Origin of the sequence: Halomonas sp. KO116 (assembly GCF_000734975.2) — a bacterium.
Taxonomy (GTDB): domain Bacteria; phylum Pseudomonadota; class Gammaproteobacteria; order Pseudomonadales; family Halomonadaceae; genus Vreelandella; species Vreelandella glaciei.
The window spans coordinates 1203483-1225135 of record NZ_CP011052.1 but is presented as its reverse complement, the minus strand read 5'-3'; the positions used below and the strand labels follow the sequence as shown (position 1 = coordinate 1225135).

Here is a 21653-nt window from a genome sequence, read left to right as displayed (position 1 = left end):
GCAGCCTCACAGCAAAAAACTCCCAGCCATAAAGGCCGGGAGTTTGAACATCACAGGTAATTAGCGCGCGTCGATAGCGGCTTGTGCGGCCTCTACCACCTCTTCACCAATTCGCGGCGCCCATTTTTCGTAAACAGACTGGGTGGCATCGACAAAGGCTTGGTACTGCTCATCAGTTAATTCAGTCACGGTCACACCGCGCTCTTGAATAGCCGCAAGACGCTCGCCCTCCTCTTCACGGGTCATGGCAATTTCCCACTCACCGGCCTCTACAGCGGTTTCGCGCAGCAGGGTTTGCTGCTCTTCGCTCAATGTTTGCCATACCTGCTGATTGACGGCAAAAATCAGCGGGTCATTCATGTAGTTCCAGAGCGTTAGATGCTCCTGGCCAACTTGATCGATGCGCGCGACGTCAAACACAGAGAGCGGATTTTCCTGGCCATCCACTGCGCCGGTGGTCAGCGCGGGCTGAGCGTCGGTCCAGCTCATTTGAGTGGGGTCAGCGTCCAGTGCTGAGAAGGTATCCTGGAACAGCGGCGAACCCACAACGCGGATTTTAAGACCGTCCAAGTCATCCGGCTGGCTAATCGGCCCACGAGAATTGGAAACCTGGCGGAAACCGTTTTCACCCCAGGCTAACGGGATAACGCCCCGAGACTCAATTGCTTCAAAGACCAACTCTCCTGCTTTACCACCGGTGACCGCATCAACGGCGGCTTCATCGGGAATGAAGAACGGTAAAGAGAACAGATTGAGCTCCGGTACCTGGGGCGACCAGTTGATGGTCGAACCCACAGCGGCGTCGATCAATCCAGAGCGCATTGCAGAAAACTCGCGGGTTTGATCGCCGGAAACCAGTTGTGAATTGGGGTAAACGCGCAGCGTTAACTCGCCATCGCTGCGCTCTTCCACTAGTTCTGCCCACTTCTCCGCTGCCTGCCCCCACGGGAAAGCATCAGACAAAACGGTGGAAACCGAGAGTTCGCGAGCTTGTGCAGAAAGGGAGGCAGAGAGCAGTGCCGCACCGGCCAAACCAGCGGTTAAACGAGCCATTGAGCGTGTCAGCGTCATGGTAGATCCTTTTTATCTATTTTTATGGTGTGCGCTTTGTGATCTGCGCAGATAGCAGTCATGAAGCTTTTCGATAAAGCCCCACTTATTGTATGCACTTAGCGCACGAAAGAAAGACGCCTAAGGTCGGCATGACTAACTCTCTTCTGGATCCCTTTGAGTCTTGGTCATAAATTTCTAGGTCATGCCGTTGAAGAGAGACCATCATCGAATAGCCCCTCCTGCAGCGACTCAGAGCACTGTTATTTTTGCCTTCACCCAAGCTGATACAATAGCCGTCTTTTTCATTTAACCATGGACCTCAACGTGCCACTACGCGATCTGCTGCTCGGCCTCTTTGTTATCGCCATTTGGGCGCTGAATATCATTGTTATCAAGGTCGGTGTAGCAGAGCTACCGCCGCTATTAATGACGACCCTACGTTTTATGCTGGTCGCAATTCTGCTGGTGCCCTTCTACCCGGTGGCGCGGGCGCAACTTCCTTTTTTGCTGCTGTTATCCATCACCTTCGGCAGCCTTCACTTCGCTCTGCTGTTTATTGGTTTAGAGCATGCAGAAGCGGGTACCGGCGCGCTTTTAGTGCAGATGGGAACGCCCTTTGCCACATTGTTAGCGGTGATCTTTCTAAAAGAGAAGCTGGGCCCCAAACGTATTGTCGGGTTGCTGCTCTCGTTTGCCGGGGTAATCGTATTGGCCGGTGGGCCAACGCTGCCCTCGCCTCTGCCGCTAAGTATTTTACTGATGAGTGCGCTAGGCTGGGCGGTGTCGCAGCTGTTGATCAAGCGTGGCCCGCCTATTGCACCAATGGCGTTGGCAGGCTGGGTCGCAGTGCCTCAGGTAGCGCTGGGGTCATGGCTATTTGAGAGCGGTCAGTGGCAGGCGATGCAGCAAGCAACTTGGTTAGGCTGGGGGGCGATGATTTACACCGCCGTAATGTCGTCGATCGTCGCTTACGGGATTTGGTACGCGCTTTTGCGCCGTCACCCGGTTAATCGCGTGGTCCCCATGACGCTACTTGTACCGGTACTAGCAGTGGGCCTAGGCGCACTGTTAATGGGCGACAGCCTAGGCGTGCATAAACTGGTAGGCGGTGGCTTAGTGATCGCAGGTATTGCCCTGATTGTGATCAGATTTCGCCGCCGCCGATAAAGGTTATATCGAGGGGAACCAGCGTAACAACATTGCCAGCAGTGCCGTCATCGAAACGTCACATTTCCACTCAGGCCAATCGGTTAGACTGAACAGTCACCAAGCCGGGAGTTCCCTATGCAGATGCTGGCGCTTTACAGTATCAAGGGTGGCGTGGGCAAGACCGCCTCCGCCGTCAATCTCGCCGCCGAAGCGGCACGCGACGGCAGGCGGGTATTGCTCTGGGATCTCGATCCGCAGGCCGCTACCACCTTCTACCTGCGTAGCAAACCCAAAGTGCGCGGTGGCGTCGACAAACTGGTCAAGGGCAAGGCGGACCTCGATCGAGCGATCCGCGAGACTGACATTGAGGGGCTCGACCTGCTGCCTGCGGCGCTGGGATCGCGCGACCTGGAAACGTCAATGGAAACCCGCAAGCCCAGTCGGCTGCGCAAAATCCTCAAGCCGGTGATGGCCAGTTACGACTTAGTGATCCTCGACTGCCCGCCAAGCCTGTCCGCGCTCGCCGGGCAGATCTTCTCCAGCGTCGATGCCCTGCTGGTGCCGGTGGTACCGACTACCCTGTCGTTGCGCACCCTTGAGCAATTAGACGGTCATCTCGACGCGGTCGAACAGGCCTGCCCAATCTGGCCGTTCGTAACCCTCGCCGACCGCCGCAAGACCCTACACCGCGAGGTGATGGAGAGTCTCAGCGAACGCTGGCCGAGGCGCCTGTCAACGACCGTGCCCAACGCCAGTGCGGTCGAGCGCATGGGTGTCGAACGCGCGCCGGTTGGGCATTTCGCCCGCAGCAGTCCGGGCGGTCGCGCCTACACCGCTCTATGGCGAGAGATCGCGCAGCGTCTGCAATGACAATGACCGTCTGCAATGACCGTCTGCATCTAACCGGCTCAAGACCGGGGCGGCGGCTTGATGGTCGCAGACATAAACCTAGTAGTGATCAGATTCCGCCTACGCCTGCTTAATTCCCAGGCTGGCAGAAGCCGGCTTCGTCTGGAATGGAAATGCAGTCGCCCACTTTGATACCACGCTCGGCAAAATAGCCACCGTTGACCTCTAGCGCCGAATGGTAAGCCGCACCCGCCGGATAAGAGGGGCAGTTACTTGGTGACGAGGATTCACAGGGCGGCATGGTATTGATCGCCACGATACGGCCATCGCTATCGATAAAGGCAATATCGAGGGGAATCAGGGTGCGATACATCCAAAACGCATTGCTAGCCGACTGCTCGTCCTCGAAGCGAAACAGCATCCCCTGCGCTTCGGGCAGGCTCTCGCGCTCCATCAAGCCACGCTGGCGCTGTGAAGCCGTTTCTGCCACATCGACCTCTAGCCGATGTGGGCCTCCTTCGCTGTGAATAGCCAGCGCCAACGTCTGCATTTCTTTCGCCGTCGCCTGCCCCCAGGCAAACGAGCTGAGTAGCGACATCGGCAGCAGCGCCGCCAGCGGTAACAGTAGCGATGCTTTAAGCAGCGTGCGACGCGTGAGATCCATGCTTACTTCCTTTTATCATGCGCATCTGCGCGAACTCGGTGGCCTGGCATCAGGTGAATGCCTGCCGCCAGCAACGAAACGTTCACCACTGCACCGCGGGTTAACTGGTTACGTCGTGCGGCATGGGTGGCGATATCGAAACGTAACATATCGCCATGATTGACGCGCAGTGAAACTGATGTAATGCCGCCCAACACCACTACCTCACTGACCGTGGCAGCCAGCGGGTTTTCCCGCTCGCCTTGCGAAGGTCGGTCGCGGCGGTGAAGCACAATATCCGACGGTGGCAGATACCAGGCCACCGTTTCTCCCAGTGGCAGATTGGCAAGTCCTTCGGCAACTTCCAGGTAAGTTTCCCCCCACTGCAGGCGGCGCTGCCCTGCTACCTCTACGACGGTGCCTTCAAACAGATTATGGCGGTCCAGCAAGCGTGCAACTAACGGCGAGGCTGGGCGACTGAACAGTGCCTCGGGCGAATCCTGCTGAAGGCTTACGCCGTTATGCAACACGCAGATTTGATCAGCTAGTGCAGTGGCTTCCTCCAGGTCATGCGTCACCAACACGATGGGAATCTCGATTTGCTGGCGAAGCAGTGCCAGTTCGCGCTGCAAACGCCGACGGGTCACTTGATCCACCGCTGAAAACGGCTCATCGAGTAGCAGCACCTTCGGGTCACGGGCCAAGGCACGGGCCAGCGCCACCCGTTGGCGTTGCCCCCCCGAAAGCGCATTAGGATAGCGATTGCCCAGCCCGTCTAGACGCACCTTGGCGAGCCACTGCTCCGCCTGTGCTAGCCGCTGGGATTGGGGTAGATGGCCCAGCGGTAGTTGAATATTTTCTAACGCGGTTAAATGGGGAAACAGCGCATAGTCCTGAAACACCATACCGACTTGCCGACGCTGGGGCGGAAGTGAATGCTTACGCTGAGCATCAAACCAAACGTCACCAGCGCATTCCACATGCCCATTTTGAGGGCGATAGAGCCCGGCAATAGTCCGCAGCAGCGTGGTTTTTCCGCTACCCGATGGCCCTACCAGCGCCAGCAGTTCACCGGGTTGGCAAACAAACTCGGCGGCCAGTGGAATTGGCCCCGCTTGCTTCACCGCTACGCATAGCCCTGCACCTAGCTCTGCGACGGCCCCTGTAATGCGCGAATCAGCCACGTGCCCACCGCCTGCGCCCGGCCAGCCCATAGACGAGCCCCAAGGTAATAAACGACACCAGCAGCAGCAGCGCCGACATCTGCGCCGCGCCCTGTTCATCGAAGGCTTGGACGCGATCATAGATAGCAATGGCAAGGGTGCGTGTTTCGCCATCGATAGCGCCACCCACCATCAAGATCACACCAAATTCGCCCAGCGTATGGGCAAACGTTAGCGCTGCCGCCGACATGATCCCTGGCCACACCAAGGGCAGTTCGATGCGCAGCAGCGTTTGCCAAGGGCTCAAACCACTGCACCAGGCCGCTTCACGCAGGTTGTGGGGTACATGTTCAAAGGCGCGCTGAATAGGCTGCACGGCAAACGGCAAATTGGCGATCAGGGAGGCCAGCAATATGCCCGTGAAAGTGAAATTCAGCCCGCTGCCGGTTAAGTTTGCCCAAAGCGAGCCCACCGGCGCGTCGCGGCCAAAGCTCAACAGCAGATAAAAGCCCAGTACGGTAGGCGGCAATACCAGCGGTAGTGCGATCAGCGCTTCGCATAGTCCTTTGCCCCGGAAACGTGCGTAGGCCAGGGCGCGGCCTAGCCAAATAGCGATGGGGATGAGGATAAGACAGGTGGACGCCGCGAGACGTAACGAAACTGACAGCGCCGACCAATCCATTATGGCCGACCTATCATTCGACGCTAAACCCATAGGTACGCAAAATGGATTGCCCTTCGTCTTGCTGCAGCCATTGATAGAAGGCAGTGGCGACGTCTCCCGCCTGGTTGGTCAAGACCATGCGTTGACGCAAAGGCTCATGCCAGCTCTCAGGGATAAGTACGTACTCACTTCGCTCGCGTAAAGAAGGCGCCAGGGCCAGCGAGTAAGCCACTAACCCACCACGCGCATCGTCGGAAAGCGCAAACTGCGCTGCCTGGGAGACATTTTCGCCCAGCACGCGCAGCGGCTCGGTTTGCACCCAAAGCCCGTCGTGCTCAAGCGTCTGCTGCGCCGCCACGCCGTAGGGCGCGTGCTCAGGATTCGCCAGGGCGATTCGTTCAGTGGTACCGCTCTTTTGTGCTTCTAGGGCAGCCTCTACCCCAGCCAGCGGCGCATCGTCACTGGGCAAGTCACCGCGGCCTGCACGCTGCAGCCACACTAACCGGCCAATGGCGTAGATCACGCCCTCATCATGAGTGTGCCCCTCTTCATAAAGCGCTTGAACGTAGCGCTCGTCAGCAGAAAGATAGAGCTCGAAAGGGGCACCCTGGGCAATTTGGCGGCGGAAGTTGCCGGAGGAGCCAAAGTTCAAGCGAAGGTCGTGACCGGTTTCCTGCTGAAACTGCTCGGCGGCCTCAGTTAGCGCAAACTGCAGATCAGAAGCGGCGGCTACAATTGGCGCCGCCGCTATGGTGGGGGCGCTTGTTGATAGCAAACAGGCAAGGAGAAGCCCATGCGCTAATTTAGCTTTTAGCATGTTCATCAGTAATCTCCATCACCTTCATGGTATTGGTACCGCCATGAGCGTTCATATGGTCGCCGCGGGTAAGGATCACATGATCCCCTACTTTGGAGATACCGGTCTTCACCAGCAGTTCCAGCGCACGGTCGTTTAGCTCGGTGGGTGTCATATCAGAGGTATCGAACGGCAGCGAAACGACTCCACGGTAGAGTGCCATGCGGCGCTGAGCAATAGGGTTATGCGCCAAGCCCACAATCGGCAAGCCAGAGCGAATACGCGACGCGATTAGCGGCGTATAGCCCGACGAAGTCATGCAGGCAATCGCGGTGATGCCGGCCATGTGGTTAGCAGCATACATAGCGGAAAGCGCGATGGTTTCATCCGGACGAGTAAAGCCTTCATGAATGCGGTGGCCGGATTCCTGGGCGGATTTCTCCCTCTCAGCGCCCAGGCAAACACGCGACATCGCTTCGACGGTTTCCAGCGGATAATCACCCGCGGCGGTTTCTGCCGAGAGCATGACCGCATCGCTGCCATCCAATACCGCGTTAGCGACGTCAAACACTTCGGCACGCGTAGGTAGCGGCGCTGAAATCATGCTTTCCATCATCTGCGTGGCGGTAATGACAGCACGGTTGAGTGAACGCGCCCGCTTGATCATGCGTTTCTGAACGCCCACCAACTTGGCATCGCCAATTTCAACGCCTAAATCACCGCGTGCCACCATGACCGCTTCGGAAGCTTCGATAATACCGTCCAGGGTGGCGTCATCAGCGACCGCTTCAGCGCGCTCGACCTTGGCGACGAGACCAATTTCCTTACCCGCTTCGCCCAGTAAACGGCGTGCTTCCAGCATGTCTTCGGCATGACGGGGGAAGGAAATGGCTAGATAGTCGACGCCAATATCTACAGCGGTTTTAAGGTCTTCTTTGTCTTTCTCGGTCAACGCCGGGGCGGAGAGGCCGCCGCCTTGCTTGTTAATACCTTTATGGTTGGAGAGCTTGCCGCCCACAACCACGGTGGTATGAACCTGTTGCCCTTCAACGCGAGCCACATCCAGCACCAAACGTCCGTCATCTAGCAGCAGACGATCGCCGGCGGCCACATCTTGTGACAAGGTTTTGTAGTCACAACCCACCTGTTGGATATCACCGGCATCGCCATCGAGTTCCATATCAAGAATGAACGGCTGACCTTCTTTGAGCACCACTGAGCCATCTCTAAACCGTGCAATGCGGATCTTGGGGCCTTGGAGGTCGCCCAAGGCCGCTACGCTACGGCCCAGTTTGGCGGCAATCTCGCGTACCTCGGTTAACCGGCGCCGATGATCATCGGCGGTGCCGTGAGAGAAATTAAGACGCACCACATCGACACCCGCTTTGAGCATGGCTTCCAATACGCCTTCCCGGTCGCTGGCAGGCCCAAGGGTGGCGACAATTTTGGTACGACGGATCGAAGAGAAGTGCAGTGCGTTCATAATATTCCAACCATGCTAATGAGCGTGTAGTGACTTTGTTTAATAACACTAGCTTATCAGTTTAACGCGTTCTATATGACAGCCCTGCAACACGGAATGTACGTATTATTCCAACATAACGGTAATTGCCAGGGGAAACTCATCGCAGTTATTGCCATCGCCGCCCCGATCCACCACCAAGAACTCGCCTTCACGTTCTAGCACTGACTGAATGGCGTGCCAAGTGCCTGCGCGGTAATTCACGCCTTGGCGGCCATCGGTCACAAAAGCACGCACTTCGTCAGGATTGATATGTTCACCGGGCGGCGCCACTACGATGATAAAACGTTCCTGATGCAGCGGCATAAACGCTTGGCTGCCCTGGGGGTGGCGCTCTAGAAACGTGAGCTCTAGCGGCAGTGTTACCGGTTGGCTAACAAAGATGTTGATCAGCGTGTGAGCGTTTTCGCCCAGGGTTTCGACCTTCGCCAGATCATGGTGGCGCTGAGTGCGACCTGCGTTGATCGGAAACGAGGCGGAGGTACGCGCATCCATCACATCGCCAAAAGGGGCAAAGGCCTCTGCCGTCAGCGGCTCAGTGTTCAGTATCAACATTACAGCTCCTTAGCGTGACGACAGTTTGAGAGAAGCGTGGCGATTAACATCTTTATACAACAAATAACGGAACGGCCCTGGGCCAGCGGCGTAGCAAGCCTGAGGGCAGAAGGCACGCAGCCACATGAAGTCCCCCGCTTCCACCTCAACCCAATTCTGATTCAAATGATAAACAGCCTTGCCTTCAAGCACGTATAAACCATGCTCCATGACATGGGTTTCATCAAAGGGAATGACGCCGCCGGGCTGAAAGGTGACGATATTGACGTGCATATCGTGGCGGACGTCCGCAGGGTCGACAAAGCGCGTGGTGGCCCAGCGCCCTTCGGTGCCCGGCATTTCGATCGGCGCAATATCCTGCTCGTTGGTCACAAACGCCTTTGGCACCTCAAGCCCTTCCACAAACTCATAGGCCTTGCGCACCCAGTGGAAACGTACCGGCGCGTTTGATTCGTTGCGCACCTGCCACGAACTGCCAGGGGGAATAAACGCATAGCCGCCGGGCTGCATAACGTGGCGCTCGCCCGATAAAGTAAGCGTTAACTCACCTTCAACAATAAACAGCACGCCTTCTGCCTGGGAGTCTGGTTCGGGCTTATCGCTACCGCCGTGGGGCTGAACTTCCATAATGTACTGGGAGAACGTCTCGGCAAAACCCGACAGCGGCCGCGCCAGCACCCATAACCGGGTGCCTTCCCAAAACGGCAGGTTGCTGGTGACGATATCGCGCATCACGCCTTTGGGAATCAGCACATAGGCTTCAGTGAATACAGCACGGTCAGCGGTTATTTGGGTTTGTGGCGGATGCCCGCCAGTGGGGGCATAGTAAGAAGTCGAGCGGCGTTTTGTTGGCATTGTTTCTCCCTTTTTAAAGTGAGCATGGCGTATTGGGCTGCTGTTTTTCCGAATTTTTCAACAGCTTTATGTATTCATCCTTGTATACGATATTACGCTGAGCTATTTCAGACAAACCTTAGAGCACGGCAGAGATAAACTGCTTTAGCTCCGGCGTTTGAGGGTTGCTGAATAGCTCGCTGGGGGCGCCCTCTTCATGGATGCGCCCTTGGTGCATAAACACCACCCGGTCGGCCACATCACGGGCAAAGCTCATCTCGTGGGTGACCAGAATCAGCGTCATACCCTCGGCCGCCAGCGCTTCCAGTACGCGCAGCACTTCCCCGACCAGCTCAGGGTCAAGCGCTGACGTCACCTCATCGCAGAGCATCACTTTGGGGCGCATGGCCAGCGCCCGAGCGATGGCGACCCGCTGCTGCTGCCCCCCGGAAAGCTGCGCCGGGTAGGCATCGTATTTGTCGGAGAGCCCCACTTTCTCAAGCACTTCGCGGGCGACTTTCTCGACCTCGGCTTTCTCCTCACCACGCACCACCAGCGGCGCCAAACAGACGTTCTCACCCACGGTTTTATGGGGAAACAGGTTAAAGCTTTGGAATACCATGCCGACGTTTTCGCTCAGCTCTTTAGGCGACATTGACGCCGCATCGAGCTGCTTATCGGCAATGGTAATTTGGCCGCTGTCGTGTTTTTCCAGCTGATTCAGGCAGCGCAGCAGGGTGCTTTTACCCGAGCCGCTGCGACCAATAATCGCCACCACTTCGCCTTGCGCAACTGAAAGGTTAATACCTTTAAGCACTTCCAGGTCGCCAAAGGCTTTATGAACGTTATCAACGTAAACCAGCGTCATAGAGCTTTTTCTCCAGATAGCGCGCGTAGCAGGAAAGTGGGTAGCACAGCGCGAAGTAAAGCAGGGCCACAAGGGCAAAAATGGTGAAAGGTTCGAAGGTGGCGTTATTAAGCATGGTGCCCGCCTTGGTCAGCTCGACAAAGCCAATGATAGAGGCCAGCGCCGTACCTTTGATGACCTGTACCGAGAAACCCACCGTAGGCGGAATCGAAAGCCGCAGCGCCTGAGGCAGAATCACATGGCGCATGGTCTGGAAGTAGTTCATCCCTAGCACCCGCGATGCGTGCCACTGCCCTTTGGCTACCGCCTCTAAACAGCCGCGCCAGATGTCACATAGGAAAGCACTGGTGAATAGGGTCAGTGCGATAGAAGCCGCCAGCCAGGCTGAGATCGGATGCCCCATGGCAGCAGCGCCGAAGAAGATCAAGAACAGCTGCATCAATAGCGGCGTGCCTTGGAACAGGTCGACATAAAGCGACGTTAAGCGCTGCAGCCAGCGGTTGCTGGAGAGACGCATAAAGGTCAACAGCAGACCCACCGTCGCACCGCCTACAAAGGCAATCAGCGACAGCACAATGGTCCAGCGGGTTGCCAGCAGCAGGTTGCGCAGAATGTCCCAGAAGGTGAACTCAATCATCGTTGTTCTCCTTGCTGATAGGCGAATACGCGCTTGCCCACCAGCATAAAGCTGCGCCGCATGCCAAAGGCGAGGAGCAAATAGACCAGCGTGATCAGCAGGTAGACTTCAAAGCTGCGGAAGTTGCGGGACTGGATAAAGTTAGCGGCATAGGTCAGATCGAATACCGAAATCTGCGACACCACCGCCGACCCCAGCATCACGATAATCGACTGACTGATCAGCGCGGGGTATACCCTGGCAAACGCGGGCACCAGCACGATATGGCGAAAGCTTTGCAGAGTGGTCATGCCCAATGCCCGCCCGGCTTCCAACTGCCCTTTCGCAGTGGCGCTGATACCGGCGCGAAGAATCTCGGCGCTGTAGGCGGCCAGGTTGAGCGTCATGGCAATGAACGCCGCAGTAATGGCATCGATTTTGATGCCGAGCCCCGGTAGCCCAAAGAAGATAAAGAACAGTTGCACAATGAAGGGCGTGTTGCGGGTGACTTCGACGTAGCCGCCCAGCCCCCAGCGCACCCATGGCTGCGCATTCACACGTAAATAGGCTACCGCCACTGCCAGTGACAACCCCGTTAAGGTCGTCACCACGGTCAAAATGACCGTGGTGGTAAGCCCTTTAAGGAGCTCACTGACGTAGGGCAACAGGGTAAGAAAGTCGAGTGTTGGCCCCATGCTAAGCCTCAGCTACCGAAGTTTTCAGGTAGATCAGCACTGAACCAACGCTGGGACAGCTCATTCAGGGTGCCATCTTCCAGGCCTTGTGCGATCAGGCGGTTTACTTCTTCCATCAGCGCTGGCTCGTTTTTATTCATGCCTACGTAGCAAGGCGAGTCTTTAAGCTGATAAATCATCGAGGGGGCGCGATCGCTGTTTCGCTCAGCGATTTCGGCGGCAACTACGTTCCCAGTGGCCACGTAATCGACTTGGCCGGAAAGAAACGCAGAAATGGTCGTGGCGTTGTCTTCAAAGCGCTGCACCGTTGTGGAGTCCGGGGCAATTTCAGAAAGCTCCATATCTTCCACCGCGCCGCGGGTTACCCCGATGGTTTTATCGGCCAAGCCTTCCGGGCCATCTACACTTTCATCTTCATCGGCACTGAACACACCCAGGAAGAACGGCGCGTAGGCATCGGAGAAATCAATCGCCGCTTCGCGCTCCGGGTTCTTACCCAGGCTGGAAATCACCAGATCCGCTTGGCCGGTCTGCAAATAGGGAATACGGTTAGCACTCGTGACCGCAATGAGCTCTAGCTCCACGCCCATTTCGTCAGCGAGGTATTGGGCCATATCAATATCATAGCCGCGGGGCTGCAGGTCGGTGCCTACCGAGCCAAACGGTGGGAAGTCTTGTGGGACAGCGACGCGAATAGTGCCGCGTGATTCGATATCTTCTAGCGCATCCGCCTGAACGTTTGGGCTAGTAGCAATAGCGCCGAGGGCAACAGCGGCGCTCAACCCGGTAGCTAAAATGCCGGACTGCAAGCGCTTAAAGCGGCCCGAAAAAGAGTGATTGAAGCGGTGGGATAACGATTTCATAAAGCTCTCCTGGCAGGTGCATGCTCTGCAAAATCTGGGGTTTGCTAGAGACGCATCGCTGATTAATCAGCAGTGGTGGTCTTGGCTATGGAAGCAAAGCGAATGAAAGCTTTGTTGCATTATTTCTAACAAAGAAACTTTCGTTTCACCTGACCACCTAATAGCAACAGCGATACCAGAAGTGGCTAACGTTTTTCAGAACAGCGGCTTAGCAGACGCGCGGAGCCGAAACGCAGCGATTGCCGCGTTGAGAGGAAGGATCAAAAGAAGAGAGATGCAATGTGTTGGTGCAGTTTTTATCCACTGACAGGACGACATGCACCATAAAGAGGTAATGCCTACTGGGCGCTCCAATCTACGCTCATGGTGGGCGCTTCCAGCTCACTAAGCTCGGCGTAAACATCGCTGATCGCGCTGATGCGCTCTCGGCCTTCTGCAAGACGACGGTGCAGTATACCATTGGCAATCAAGCAGATCAGGCTATTGGCGGCGGCGTAGCTATCAAACGCCGAAAGGCTTTCCAGCGGCGTTTCAAAAAACCACGTTACCTGTGAGGCGAAATTGACCGCGGTGGGGTCAGCCAGCAAGGCTACCTTGGCCGGTGAGCGCTCAAGTGCATCGATAAGCGAAGCAAAGGCCGCTGGACGGCGGCGAAAACCAAACAGCACCACCACGTCCTGCTCAGTGAGATCGACGATCTCTTCCGCTAACGATTGGTTTGGGTGAGGTACCACCCGCACCTGGGTGCGCGCCTGAATCAGCTGCTGGCGAAAATGCAGCGCTAGCGGGTAGCTGTTACGAAAACCGATCACGACCACATGACGCGCGCTATCCAACCGCTCTACCAGTGCCGCAAATTGATCCGCCGCAATGCCGTTTAAGCAGCGCTGCAGATTATCCTGCTCCCGCTGCAAATGACGTTGAAACGGCGCGCCGGCCTCTTCCTGCATGGCGTTAGCGTCGATTACCAACGGCACGCCCAGGTTACGCAGTTGGCGAGCGTGATCCTTAACGGTGCGATAGCTCTCGAATCCCAGCCGTTTGAACAAGCGGCTGACGGTCGATTTGGATACCCCGGTCAAACGCGCCAAATCAGCGGCGCTATACACCGCCAGATCATCAAAGTGATCGAGGATAAAGCTCGCCACCCGCTGCTCCTGGGCAGTTAGCGCGTCAAACTGGGCGGTAATCCGCTGTCCGATATGCGGCGTCATAACATCCTATTAAGCTGCTTTATTAACGAGTGGCAGGGTGATGTTCCGCCCAGTGACGGGCGATATCGACCCGACGGGCCACCCAAACGCGGTCGTGGGTTTCGATATAATCCAAGAAGCGCTGCAGGGCACGAAAACGCCCAGGGCGGCCCAACAATCGGCAGTGCATGCCCACCGAGAGCATTTTGGGCGCCTCCTCCCCTTCTGCGTAAAGTACATCAAAGGCATCCCGCAGGTAGGTAAAGAAGTGATCCGCGGTGTTGAAACCTTGCGGCGCGGCAAAGCGCATATCGTTGCTGTCCAGCGTGTAGGGCACAATCAGGTGGTTGTGGTCACTGCCCTGACTATCGGTCACCTGGGTCCAGAAAGGCAAGTCGTCGCCGTAGTAGTCGCTATCGTAAAGGAAACCGCCTTCGTCCAGAACTAGCCGCCGGGTATTGGGGCTATCGCGGCCGGTGTACCAGCCTTGTGGCTTCTCACCGTAAAGACGCTGAAAAATTTCCATGGCCTGCTGTAGATGCTCCCGCTCAACGTGCTCGGGCACTTCCTGATAGTGAATCCAGCGGTAGCCGTGGCAGGCGATCTCATGGCCTAGCTCTTTAAAGGCCATAGCCACATCCGGATTGCGCTCCAGCGCCATGGCAACACCAAACACCGTGAGCGGCAAATCACGCTTCTCAAATTCACGCAGGATGCGCCATACCCCAGCGCGGGAGCCGTACTCGTAGATCGACTCCATGCTCAAGTGGCGATCTGGATAAGCCGGTGCACCGATGATTTCCGACAGGAACTGCTCCGAGCCTGTATCGCCATGTAGCACGCTATTTTCGCCGCCCTCCTCGTAATTGAGTACAAATTGAACGGCAATTTTCGCTTTGTTTGGCCAGTTGGCGTGGGGCGGATTGCGCCCGTAACCGATCAAATCGCGGGGATAGTGGCCCTTAGGTGACGACGACATAGCTAGCTCCTTGATTCGTACAAACCATTCAAACAAAACCCGGGCAGATCACTGGCACATAGCCGCCCAGCAATTCAGAAAATTATTTGTATACAAAATAGCGACATTCATGACCAACCGCAACGCGGTCGAGAGCTAATCCCCTGACGCTAATAGCGTTTCTCAGTTTAAAAGGCGTTAAGCCATTGAATCCTGAACAAATGGTCAAGTCTTATCAGCCACTTTTTTATTGCCGATTGCTCTTTAGCCCCTTGCGCCCCTTAAAAAACCGCCCTATTTTTGTATACAAGAAATGCCATATTGTTTACACACGGAATACCTATCGTGCATATACGCATTATTAACCCCAACACCACGGCCTCCATGACCGCTGCTATTCACCAGGCAGCGCAGCAGCATGCAGGCCCTGGCACCACGGTGAGCGCTTCACAGCCGGATGCTGGCCCGGTTTCTATCGAAAGCCATTTCGACGAAGTGGTCAGTGCAGTAGGGGTGGCCGAAGAAGTCCTCAAGGGCGAGCGCGAAGGCGGCATCGATGCCTATATAGTGGCCTGTTTTGGCGACCCCGGCTTGCTCGCAGCGCGGGAGTTAACGAGTGCACCGGTAATCGGCATCGCTGAAGCGGCCTTTCATCTGGCCACCCTGGTAAGCACCCGCTTCTCTATCGTCACGACCCTGGGCCGCACCGGCATTATCGCCGAGCATCTGCTTCAGCAGTACGGCTTTAGCCACCACTGCCGTCGCATTCGTGCCGCTGAAATCCCGGTGTTGGATCTTGAGCATCACCCTGAAGTGGCGTTTACCCGCATTGTGGAAGAGTGCTGCCGCGCAAGGGATGAAGACGGCATTGGCGCCATCGTTCTAGGCTGTGGTGGCATGGCTAATTTGACCCAGGAGATCAGCCGCGAAGTGGGCCTGCCAGTAGTAGAAGGGGTCACCGCCGCGCTGAAACTGGCGGAATCGCTGGCCAGTTTAGGGCTGCATACCAGTAAGCATGGAGATCTTGCCTACCCACGCCCCAAAGCCTTCACCGGTAAGTTTTCTGAACTTTCCAATCTTGATTTACCGCCTAAGTCATAACAGCTGAAAAACATTTGATAACAATAAATTAAACAGAATTTTGAAAACTATATTTTAAAAACCAGTACGTCCATTAGCACGCCACGCCGCAAGCGTTGCTTGGGTACATAAAGTACCCAAGCTGCCAATAAAACCGATAATCTTGCGAGGACGACAACATGAGCGCTTCAACCTCGGCTCTTGCGTCAGAAGACCGATCCGATTCTGGATCAAAAGCACTCGGGGCAGAAAGTCTGGCCCCACAACACACCCGGATAATGGGGCGAGGCTCCTATTTTCTGGCCTGGTTCGGCGGCTGCGTTTCCATTGGCACCTTCGCCATGGGCTCCAGCGTGGTCGGCACCTTAAACCTGTTACAAGCCACCCTGGCCATCGCCATCGGGTGCTTTGTGATCGGGATAGCACTCGCCATTAACGGGGCCGCGGGCTACAAGTACGGCATTCCGTTTATGGTGCAGGCGCGTAGCGCCTTTGGCTTTACCGGCACGCGCTTACCGGGCTTGGTGCGCGCGGTACCGGCGGTAGTGTGGTACGGCTTTCAAAGCTGGATTGGTGCCGGGGCGCTCAACATGGTGTCGGCTACCCTGTTCGGTTTCGACAACCTTATCTTCTACTTTATTACCTTCCAGTTTCTGCAAATCGGCCTGTCGGTGATGGGCTTTCAGGGTATCAAGTGGTTAGAGAATATCGGCAGCGCCTTTATCCTCGCCTCGCTGGTGTATATGTTTTACGCCACGGTGCAGCGCTATGGCGATGAGCTTTCCGCCAGTCTGCTGACCATGGAAGGCTCCTGGGGCATGCCGTTCTGGGGCGCGACCATGCTATTCCTGGGCATCTACAGCACCATGATGCTCAACGTCAGCGACTACTCCCGCGAGCATAAAAAGGGCACGGCCCAGAGCCTGCTGACTACCATCTACGCCATGTCGATTCTGCCCTGCACGCTGTTTATGGGTTTGATCGGCTATATGGTCTCCCAAGCCACCGGCACCGCCGACCCTATCCAGGTGTTCGCCAACGCCGTCGACAACACCCCGCTGTTAATGACCACCCTGCTGTTCATCGCCTTTGCCCAGGTCACCACCAATGTACTCAACAACGTGGTGCCGCCCACCTATGTGTTGATGGACGTGTTCAAGATCAAGTTCTCGGTCGCCACGGTGATCGTTGGGCTACTGGCCTTTGCGACGTTTCCCTGGAAGCTGGTGCAGCCGGGCTCTGCGGCGGGCCTACAGCTTTTTGTGCAGACTTACTCCGCTTTTTTAGGCCCTATCTTCGCCATTCTGGTAGTGGATTATTACGTTATTCGCCGCCGCACCTTGGATATCAGCAAGTTGTATGACGCCGAAGGCCCTTACAAAGGCGTTAACGCCGCTGCGCTGATCGCCACCGCTATCGGCATTGTGGCAGCGCTCTCTTTCTCGGCGATCTCGTGGTACGCCAGCCTGATACCCGCAGGCGTTAGCTACTACCTGCTAATGAAGTACTGGGCACCCTGCCAGCGCTTTAGTCAGTAACTCCCTTTGCCAACCGAAGAGCGAATAAGATGAAAGAGAGTAACGACGTTAGTGACCTAGATATTAAGCACATTGATCCCACGCTCTATAACGAGGATCTCGCGCCGCTTAAACCCCAGGATCGTAACTGGGGCGCCTTTGAGATATTTAACGTTTGGTCTAACGATATCCAGAGCCTGTTTGGTTACACCTTGGCCGCCTCGCTGTTTTTAACCTATGGCCTAAACGGCTGGGCGGTGATGGCGGCGATTATTCTGGCGGGCGTGATCGTGATGTTTCTGGTCAACCTCACCGGTAAGCCCAGCGTTAAATACGGCATCCCTTTCCCCGTCATGGTCCGTGCCAGCATGGGCGTACGCGGCGCGAACCTACCCGCTATGCTGCGCGCCATCGTGGGAATTTTTTGGTACGGCGTGCAGACCTACTTCGCCTCCACCGCCGTCACCCTGCTGATTACGGCATTTTTTGGCGCGGGCAATGGCAGCACCTTCCTGGGGCTTTCCGGCGTGGCCTGGGTGTCGTTTGTGATTGTGTGGCTATTCCAGATCGCGATTTTCTGGCAGGGCATTGAGCGCATTAAGCACTTTCTCAACTGGGCGGGCCCGTTAGTATACGTGGTGATGTTGGTGCTGATGATCATTGTCTGGTATCAGGCGGGAAGTGAACTGATTCCTGCCATTGGCACTATTTTTAGCGGTGGCAGTGAAACAAGCGGCAGCTCAATCGCGGCCTTTATGGCGATTGTCGGCACCATGGTGGCGTATTTCGCAGCGGTGGTGATCAACTTCGGCGACTTCACCCGCTTTGTGAAAACCGAACGCCAGATGAAGCTCGGCAACCTGTTGGGCTTGCCGCTCAACGTGGCGTTTTTCTCGTTTATCGCACTGATTATTACCGCTGGCACTCTAGTGCTGTTTGGCGAGGCGCTGACCAACCCCGCCGATATCGTCGAGCGTGTAGATTCGCTGCCGCTGACGATTATCGCCGCACTAACCTTCTTTGCCGCCACGGTGGGCATTAATCTGGTCGCCAACTTCATTCCGCCCGCCTACGACCTTGCCAACCTGTTCCCCAGCAAAATCAGCTTTAAGATGGGCGGCCTGATTACCGCGGTAATCGCATTCTTTGTCGGCGCGCTGTGGCTTTCGGTCATCAGCCAGATTGGCGTTCCCGGCTTTGTGAATGCGCTAGGCGCCATCGTCGCGCCCTTCTACGGCATTATCGTGGTCGACTACTACCTGATTAAGCGTCAGCACTTGAACATGCAGGAGCTGTTCTCATCAGCACCAGGCGGCGCCTACTACTACGTAAACGGCTGGAACACCCGCGCGCTTATCGCCTTTGGCGTGGCGGCCCTGTTCTCGCTTTCTACCGTGTTAGTACCCGCGCTATCCAGCCTGGGTGGCTACGGCTGGTTGATTGGCGCGGGTCTAGGTGGGCTGTTCTACTACGGGTTGATGAAGCAGTTTAAGGCGGAGCCTGCGTTGGCTCAGCAGTAGACAAAAGGGTCGTAACTAGCTGATTAGAAGCTAATACAAGCGCCATCGGTTTTGCCGATGGCGCTTTTTTTGGGCCGTGGGCTACCGCGGCCAGTTGGGAACCTGCCGATATCCTCCCATGGCGCTACCAAGCAACGTATATGGCAGTATCAAAACTCAGCGGAATGAGATATTTTCGATTTGAAATGCGTGCTTTTCTGGTAGGCTCAAGGAACCATGTGCTTATTTTTATGAAAAGAATTTGATTAAAGCATTAAAAAAACAACGAGTTATTAAAATGCTGCATGCGTTTATGCGCAAGTTAAAAAAGTGACCTGGAATGTTTATGCGCATGCGCAATTTTCTGGCGGCCCTTAGTGAAATAGAGTGATTTTTTTATTTCATATCAGACACTTGAGAATTAATGGTGCATTTTTGGTTTCCAGGAAAACGCGCATGCGTATGAATAAACTGTTATGCAATATGAGGCTCAGAGCTCCTAGTATGGAATCAGTATTCAAATTTTCCTCGGCAGCGGTGCTTCTATTCGTACCTTGCTATTTTGGTTACATGTCCCAGCCAACGGAGATGGGCTTGGTCATACTAGCCGGTGCATTGGGCTTGGCATTCTCGAATTTAGACAAATTGTCGGAATTTAGTGGTGCTGGATTCTCGGCAAAAATGAAAGACCAAATACAAGCGGTAGTAGAGAAAGAAACGGAAGCTACGCCTTATCCAAATTCCGAGGGTGAGGCAACACAAGCATCTCCTGTAGAGAAAGCCGTTCTTAAGGCATTATCTAGTCCCAAGTATACTTGGCGCACTCTTTCTGGAATCAGCAAGGATGCTGGTTACAATGAGGCAGAGGTGTGGCCGGCTCTAGTGAAACTTGTAGGAAATAAATTCATCCAGACCGCAAATAAAAATAAGACGGGCGAAATGATCTGGGCTTTGACAAACGAGGGCCGCCATCTTGCAGATAGAAATGCATAACCAGGCGTATCAGTTCGCCTCCGCAAGCGGCGGCAGGACGCTCGCAAGCTCGCGCCTCTGTACGTGGCGTTATACCCAATTCCAAACTAAGGAGTTTTAAATGAATCACACTGGAACCTTAGAGGATCTGCAAACAAAAATAAAAGGGTGCGGATTTACAATTAGTGAAGTTAAAGCTCAGGAGCATGGCCACCAAATAAAAACAAATGAAGGCGCAATTGTAAATTGGTATACATCAACTGGTAAGGTTCAATTTCAAGGTAAAAAAGCCGTTAAGGATCGACTTGAGGATGCTTGGGGTACCTACAACGGTTTAGCGCCCAAAGTTCCCGTGGTAACCGAAAGCGATGCTCCTGCACCTCATGCTCCCAGCAACCCTGCTATGGCAAACAAAAAGGTGTTTGTCGTTCACGGCCATGATTCAGTTTCGAGGGAGCAGCTAGAACTTGTGATACATAAGCTTGGTCTTGATCCATTTGTGCTGGCTAATACAGGCGGTGGTGGTTTGACTATTATAGAGGCTTTAGAGGCGGAAATAGGAACAAATAATAATCAGGCAAGGTTCGGTATCGTGTTAATGACACCTGATGATATGGGTTACTCAAAATCAGATGGCGCGGATAATATTCAGCCCAGAGCCCGACAAAATGTTGTACTTGAGATGGGCATGCTTATTTCTGCTGTAGGTCGAGGCAACGTAGCAATACTGAAAAAGGGCCACCTTGAAGCACCATCAGATGCCCAAGGTATTTTATACATTCCCTATAATGATCATGTAAAAGAATCAGTTCCAAAATTAGCTGATAGATTAAGAGCGGCTGGGTTTGTGCTAAACCCAGAAAATATAACTAAGGCTTCGAGCTAATTTGGTATAACAAACGGCTGCACCGGACAAATTTCCGCTATCAACTTGTTTGCTAAAACACTCAAAAAAGCTGCCATCAAAAATTTGCTCGGTGAGCCGGGCGTTAGAGCCAAATAGGTGATTCTATAGCCGTCTACTTCATCATTGAAAACGAAGATCTTCTTCACCAAAGGATCAAGATCGGTTTCAGTAAAACGCCCGGGGAGCGTATTCGAGCCCTACAAACCGGTAATTCCAGAAGGCTTGCTTTAATGGGCTGGATCGAGGTAAGTAATGATAAAGTATATGAAGAAATGCTCCATCAGAAGTACGCCGATGCACGTGTTCTGAATGAATGGTTCGAAATCAATGATGAGGTTGTTCTTGAAGAGCTGAAAAATGCCGGCCCAAGTGGCTATATAGCCCTTCAAAAAAATATCGGCGAATTCTTAGGCCGTGATCGTGACGGTATCCCAGAATTTGTTCCGCCTTGGGAATGGGGTGATGCTGATGCCTCGAAATTCTGTCCACAATGCGGCTGTGCTTGTGGGCTGCAGTACAATGAAAATTATGGCGTTGAACGCTGCTTAAAGTGCGGAATCATTGAGTCAAACTATGAGCTGCAAAATTGACGCCAAAAACGGCGCAATTTACCTCAGACGTATGAGCATCATTGATTCAGCGTCGGGAGTAGTATGATAATGTCACACCTCTCTCGTGCTAGGAGTATCAGTCATGAGCATGCACCGGAAAACCATCACGCTGACTGAACAGCAAGACGGCTGGGTGAAAGCCCAGATTGAAAGCGGCCACTTTGGCAACGATAGTGAATACATCCGCGATCTCATCCGAAGGGATCAGCAGGCCAAACAACGTCTTGCCATGCTGAGGCAAGCCCTCGTTGAGGGTGAGTCAAGCGGGAACCCGAAACCCCTGGATATATCGGCTATTAAGGCGGTTGGCCGTAAGCGGATCAAGGCGGTTGATTAGTGCTTGAATTGAATGTCACGCCAAAGGCGGAATCTGATCTCATCGGAATTTGGGTGTATACCTGTGAGGAATGGGGCGTTGATCAGGCGGATAATTACCTGGATCGGCTTGAGACCGGCATGCAACGGCTGATTGATCATCCATCACTTGGCGCGAACTACGACCATGTTTTTTCTGGTTATCGCAGATTACAGGTCGAGCACCACGCTGTTTTTTATCAACTGCATGAATCGAAAGTGCTCGTTGTTCGTGTGCTTCACGAGGACATGGATGCACCGGAAAGGCTTTTGGAGTAGTGGGAGCTCTATT

24 protein-coding genes are annotated in these 21653 nt (G+C 54.7%); 10 read left to right on the top strand and 14 right to left on the bottom strand.

Going from position 1 to position 21653, the window contains the following annotated elements:
• Positions 1 to 60: 60 nt before the first annotated feature.
• Positions 61 to 1071, bottom strand: coding sequence for a DctP family TRAP transporter solute-binding subunit (locus KO116_RS05750; protein ID WP_035562371.1), 1011 nt, complete (start codon positions 1069 to 1071; stop codon positions 61 to 63).
• Between the two features lie 306 nt (positions 1072 to 1377).
• Here KO116_RS05750 and KO116_RS05745 point away from each other — a divergent pair, with 306 nt between their 5' ends.
• Positions 1378 to 2220, top strand: a complete 843-nt coding sequence (locus KO116_RS05745) for a DMT family transporter (protein WP_035562368.1) — start codon at positions 1378 to 1380, stop codon at positions 2218 to 2220.
• A gap of 117 nt (positions 2221 to 2337) precedes the next feature.
• Positions 2338 to 3072, top strand: coding sequence for a ParA family protein (locus KO116_RS05740; RefSeq protein ID WP_035562365.1), 735 nt, complete (start codon positions 2338 to 2340; stop codon positions 3070 to 3072).
• 109 nt (positions 3073 to 3181) lie between these two features.
• Here the strand turns inward: KO116_RS05740 and KO116_RS05735 are convergent, their stop codons facing one another.
• From KO116_RS05735 to puuE, 13 genes are all read right to left on the bottom strand, one after another.
• Positions 3182 to 3715 carry a DUF192 domain-containing protein gene (locus KO116_RS05735; protein ID WP_035562362.1) on the bottom strand — a complete coding sequence of 178 codons (534 nt, stop codon included), beginning with the start codon at positions 3713 to 3715 and terminating at the stop codon, positions 3182 to 3184.
• Positions 3716 to 3717: 2 nt separating this feature from the next.
• Entirely contained in the window at positions 3718 to 4878 is a 1161-nt protein-coding gene (locus KO116_RS05730; protein ID WP_235272508.1) for an ABC transporter ATP-binding protein, read from the bottom strand.
• Positions 4871 to 5539 (bottom strand): molybdate ABC transporter permease subunit, encoded by a 669-nt coding sequence (gene modB, locus KO116_RS05725; RefSeq protein ID WP_035562359.1) that lies wholly within the window; start codon positions 5537 to 5539, stop codon positions 4871 to 4873. Before modB ends, KO116_RS05730 begins: the two co-directional genes overlap by 8 nt.
• A 13-nt stretch (positions 5540 to 5552) precedes the next feature.
• Positions 5553 to 6344: a molybdate ABC transporter substrate-binding protein gene (modA, locus tag KO116_RS05720; RefSeq protein ID WP_235272507.1), complete on the bottom strand. Its 792-nt coding sequence runs from the start codon at positions 6342 to 6344 to the stop codon at positions 5553 to 5555.
• Positions 6325 to 7800: a pyruvate kinase gene (gene pyk, locus KO116_RS05715; protein ID WP_035562355.1), complete on the bottom strand. Its 1476-nt coding sequence runs from the start codon at positions 7798 to 7800 to the stop codon at positions 6325 to 6327. The genes modA and pyk overlap by 20 nt, the downstream gene beginning before the upstream one ends.
• A gap of 105 nt (positions 7801 to 7905) precedes the next feature.
• Positions 7906 to 8394: an ureidoglycolate lyase gene (locus tag KO116_RS05710; RefSeq protein WP_035562352.1), complete on the bottom strand. Its 489-nt coding sequence runs from the start codon at positions 8392 to 8394 to the stop codon at positions 7906 to 7908.
• Between the two features lie 9 nt (positions 8395 to 8403).
• On the bottom strand, positions 8404 to 9249 hold the full coding sequence (locus KO116_RS05705) for a bifunctional allantoicase/(S)-ureidoglycine aminohydrolase (RefSeq protein ID WP_035562349.1): 846 nt from the start codon (positions 9247 to 9249) through the stop codon (positions 8404 to 8406).
• Positions 9250 to 9367: 118 nt separating this feature from the next.
• Complete coding sequence (locus KO116_RS05700; RefSeq protein ID WP_035562346.1) at positions 9368 to 10096, bottom strand: amino acid ABC transporter ATP-binding protein; 729 nt, start codon at positions 10094 to 10096, stop codon at positions 9368 to 9370.
• Positions 10077 to 10733, bottom strand: coding sequence for an amino acid ABC transporter permease (locus KO116_RS05695; protein ID WP_035562343.1), 657 nt, complete (start codon positions 10731 to 10733; stop codon positions 10077 to 10079). The genes KO116_RS05700 and KO116_RS05695 overlap by 20 nt, the downstream gene beginning before the upstream one ends.
• The gene (locus tag KO116_RS05690; protein WP_035562340.1) at positions 10730 to 11407 is read right to left on the bottom strand and encodes an amino acid ABC transporter permease; all 678 of its coding nucleotides are present in this window, start codon (positions 11405 to 11407) and stop codon (positions 10730 to 10732) included. Before KO116_RS05690 ends, KO116_RS05695 begins: the two co-directional genes overlap by 4 nt.
• A gap of 8 nt (positions 11408 to 11415) precedes the next feature.
• Complete coding sequence (locus KO116_RS05685; RefSeq protein WP_144408564.1) at positions 11416 to 12270, bottom strand: transporter substrate-binding domain-containing protein; 855 nt, start codon at positions 12268 to 12270, stop codon at positions 11416 to 11418.
• Positions 12271 to 12608: 338 nt separating this feature from the next.
• A complete protein-coding gene (locus tag KO116_RS05680; RefSeq protein WP_035562336.1) occupies positions 12609 to 13484 on the bottom strand; it encodes a MurR/RpiR family transcriptional regulator in 876 nt (291 codons plus the stop codon).
• A 22-nt stretch (positions 13485 to 13506) separates the two neighbouring features.
• Positions 13507 to 14442, bottom strand: a complete 936-nt coding sequence (puuE, locus tag KO116_RS05675; protein WP_035562333.1) for an allantoinase PuuE — start codon at positions 14440 to 14442, stop codon at positions 13507 to 13509.
• 324 nt (positions 14443 to 14766) lie between these two features.
• Here puuE and KO116_RS05670 point away from each other — a divergent pair, with 324 nt between their 5' ends.
• The 8 genes from KO116_RS05670 (at position 14767) to KO116_RS05635 (ending at position 21640) form a co-directional block, all read left to right on the top strand.
• Positions 14767 to 15522: an aspartate/glutamate racemase family protein gene (locus KO116_RS05670; RefSeq protein WP_035562330.1), complete on the top strand. Its 756-nt coding sequence runs from the start codon at positions 14767 to 14769 to the stop codon at positions 15520 to 15522.
• A gap of 158 nt (positions 15523 to 15680) precedes the next feature.
• Positions 15681 to 17039: an NCS1 family transporter gene (locus KO116_RS05665; protein ID WP_035562327.1), complete on the top strand. Its 1359-nt coding sequence runs from the start codon at positions 15681 to 15683 to the stop codon at positions 17037 to 17039.
• Positions 17040 to 17068: 29 nt separating this feature from the next.
• A complete protein-coding gene (locus KO116_RS05660; RefSeq protein ID WP_035562324.1) occupies positions 17069 to 18538 on the top strand; it encodes an NCS1 family nucleobase:cation symporter-1 in 1470 nt (489 codons plus the stop codon).
• Between the two features lie 435 nt (positions 18539 to 18973).
• Complete coding sequence (locus KO116_RS05655; protein WP_052703729.1) at positions 18974 to 19510, top strand: hypothetical protein; 537 nt, start codon at positions 18974 to 18976, stop codon at positions 19508 to 19510.
• Positions 19511 to 19610: 100 nt separating this feature from the next.
• Positions 19611 to 20375 (top strand): TIR domain-containing protein, encoded by a 765-nt coding sequence (locus tag KO116_RS05650; RefSeq protein WP_035562321.1) that lies wholly within the window; start codon positions 19611 to 19613, stop codon positions 20373 to 20375.
• 113 nt (positions 20376 to 20488) lie between these two features.
• On the top strand, positions 20489 to 20986 hold the full coding sequence (locus KO116_RS05645) for a GIY-YIG nuclease family protein (RefSeq protein ID WP_200897165.1): 498 nt from the start codon (positions 20489 to 20491) through the stop codon (positions 20984 to 20986).
• Between the two features lie 103 nt (positions 20987 to 21089).
• Entirely contained in the window at positions 21090 to 21344 is a 255-nt protein-coding gene (locus tag KO116_RS05640) for a type II toxin-antitoxin system ParD family antitoxin (RefSeq protein WP_035562315.1), read from the top strand.
• Positions 21344 to 21640 (top strand): type II toxin-antitoxin system RelE/ParE family toxin, encoded by a 297-nt coding sequence (locus KO116_RS05635; protein ID WP_035562312.1) that lies wholly within the window; start codon positions 21344 to 21346, stop codon positions 21638 to 21640. The genes KO116_RS05640 and KO116_RS05635 overlap by 1 nt, the downstream gene beginning before the upstream one ends.
• Positions 21641 to 21653 lie beyond the last annotated feature (13 nt).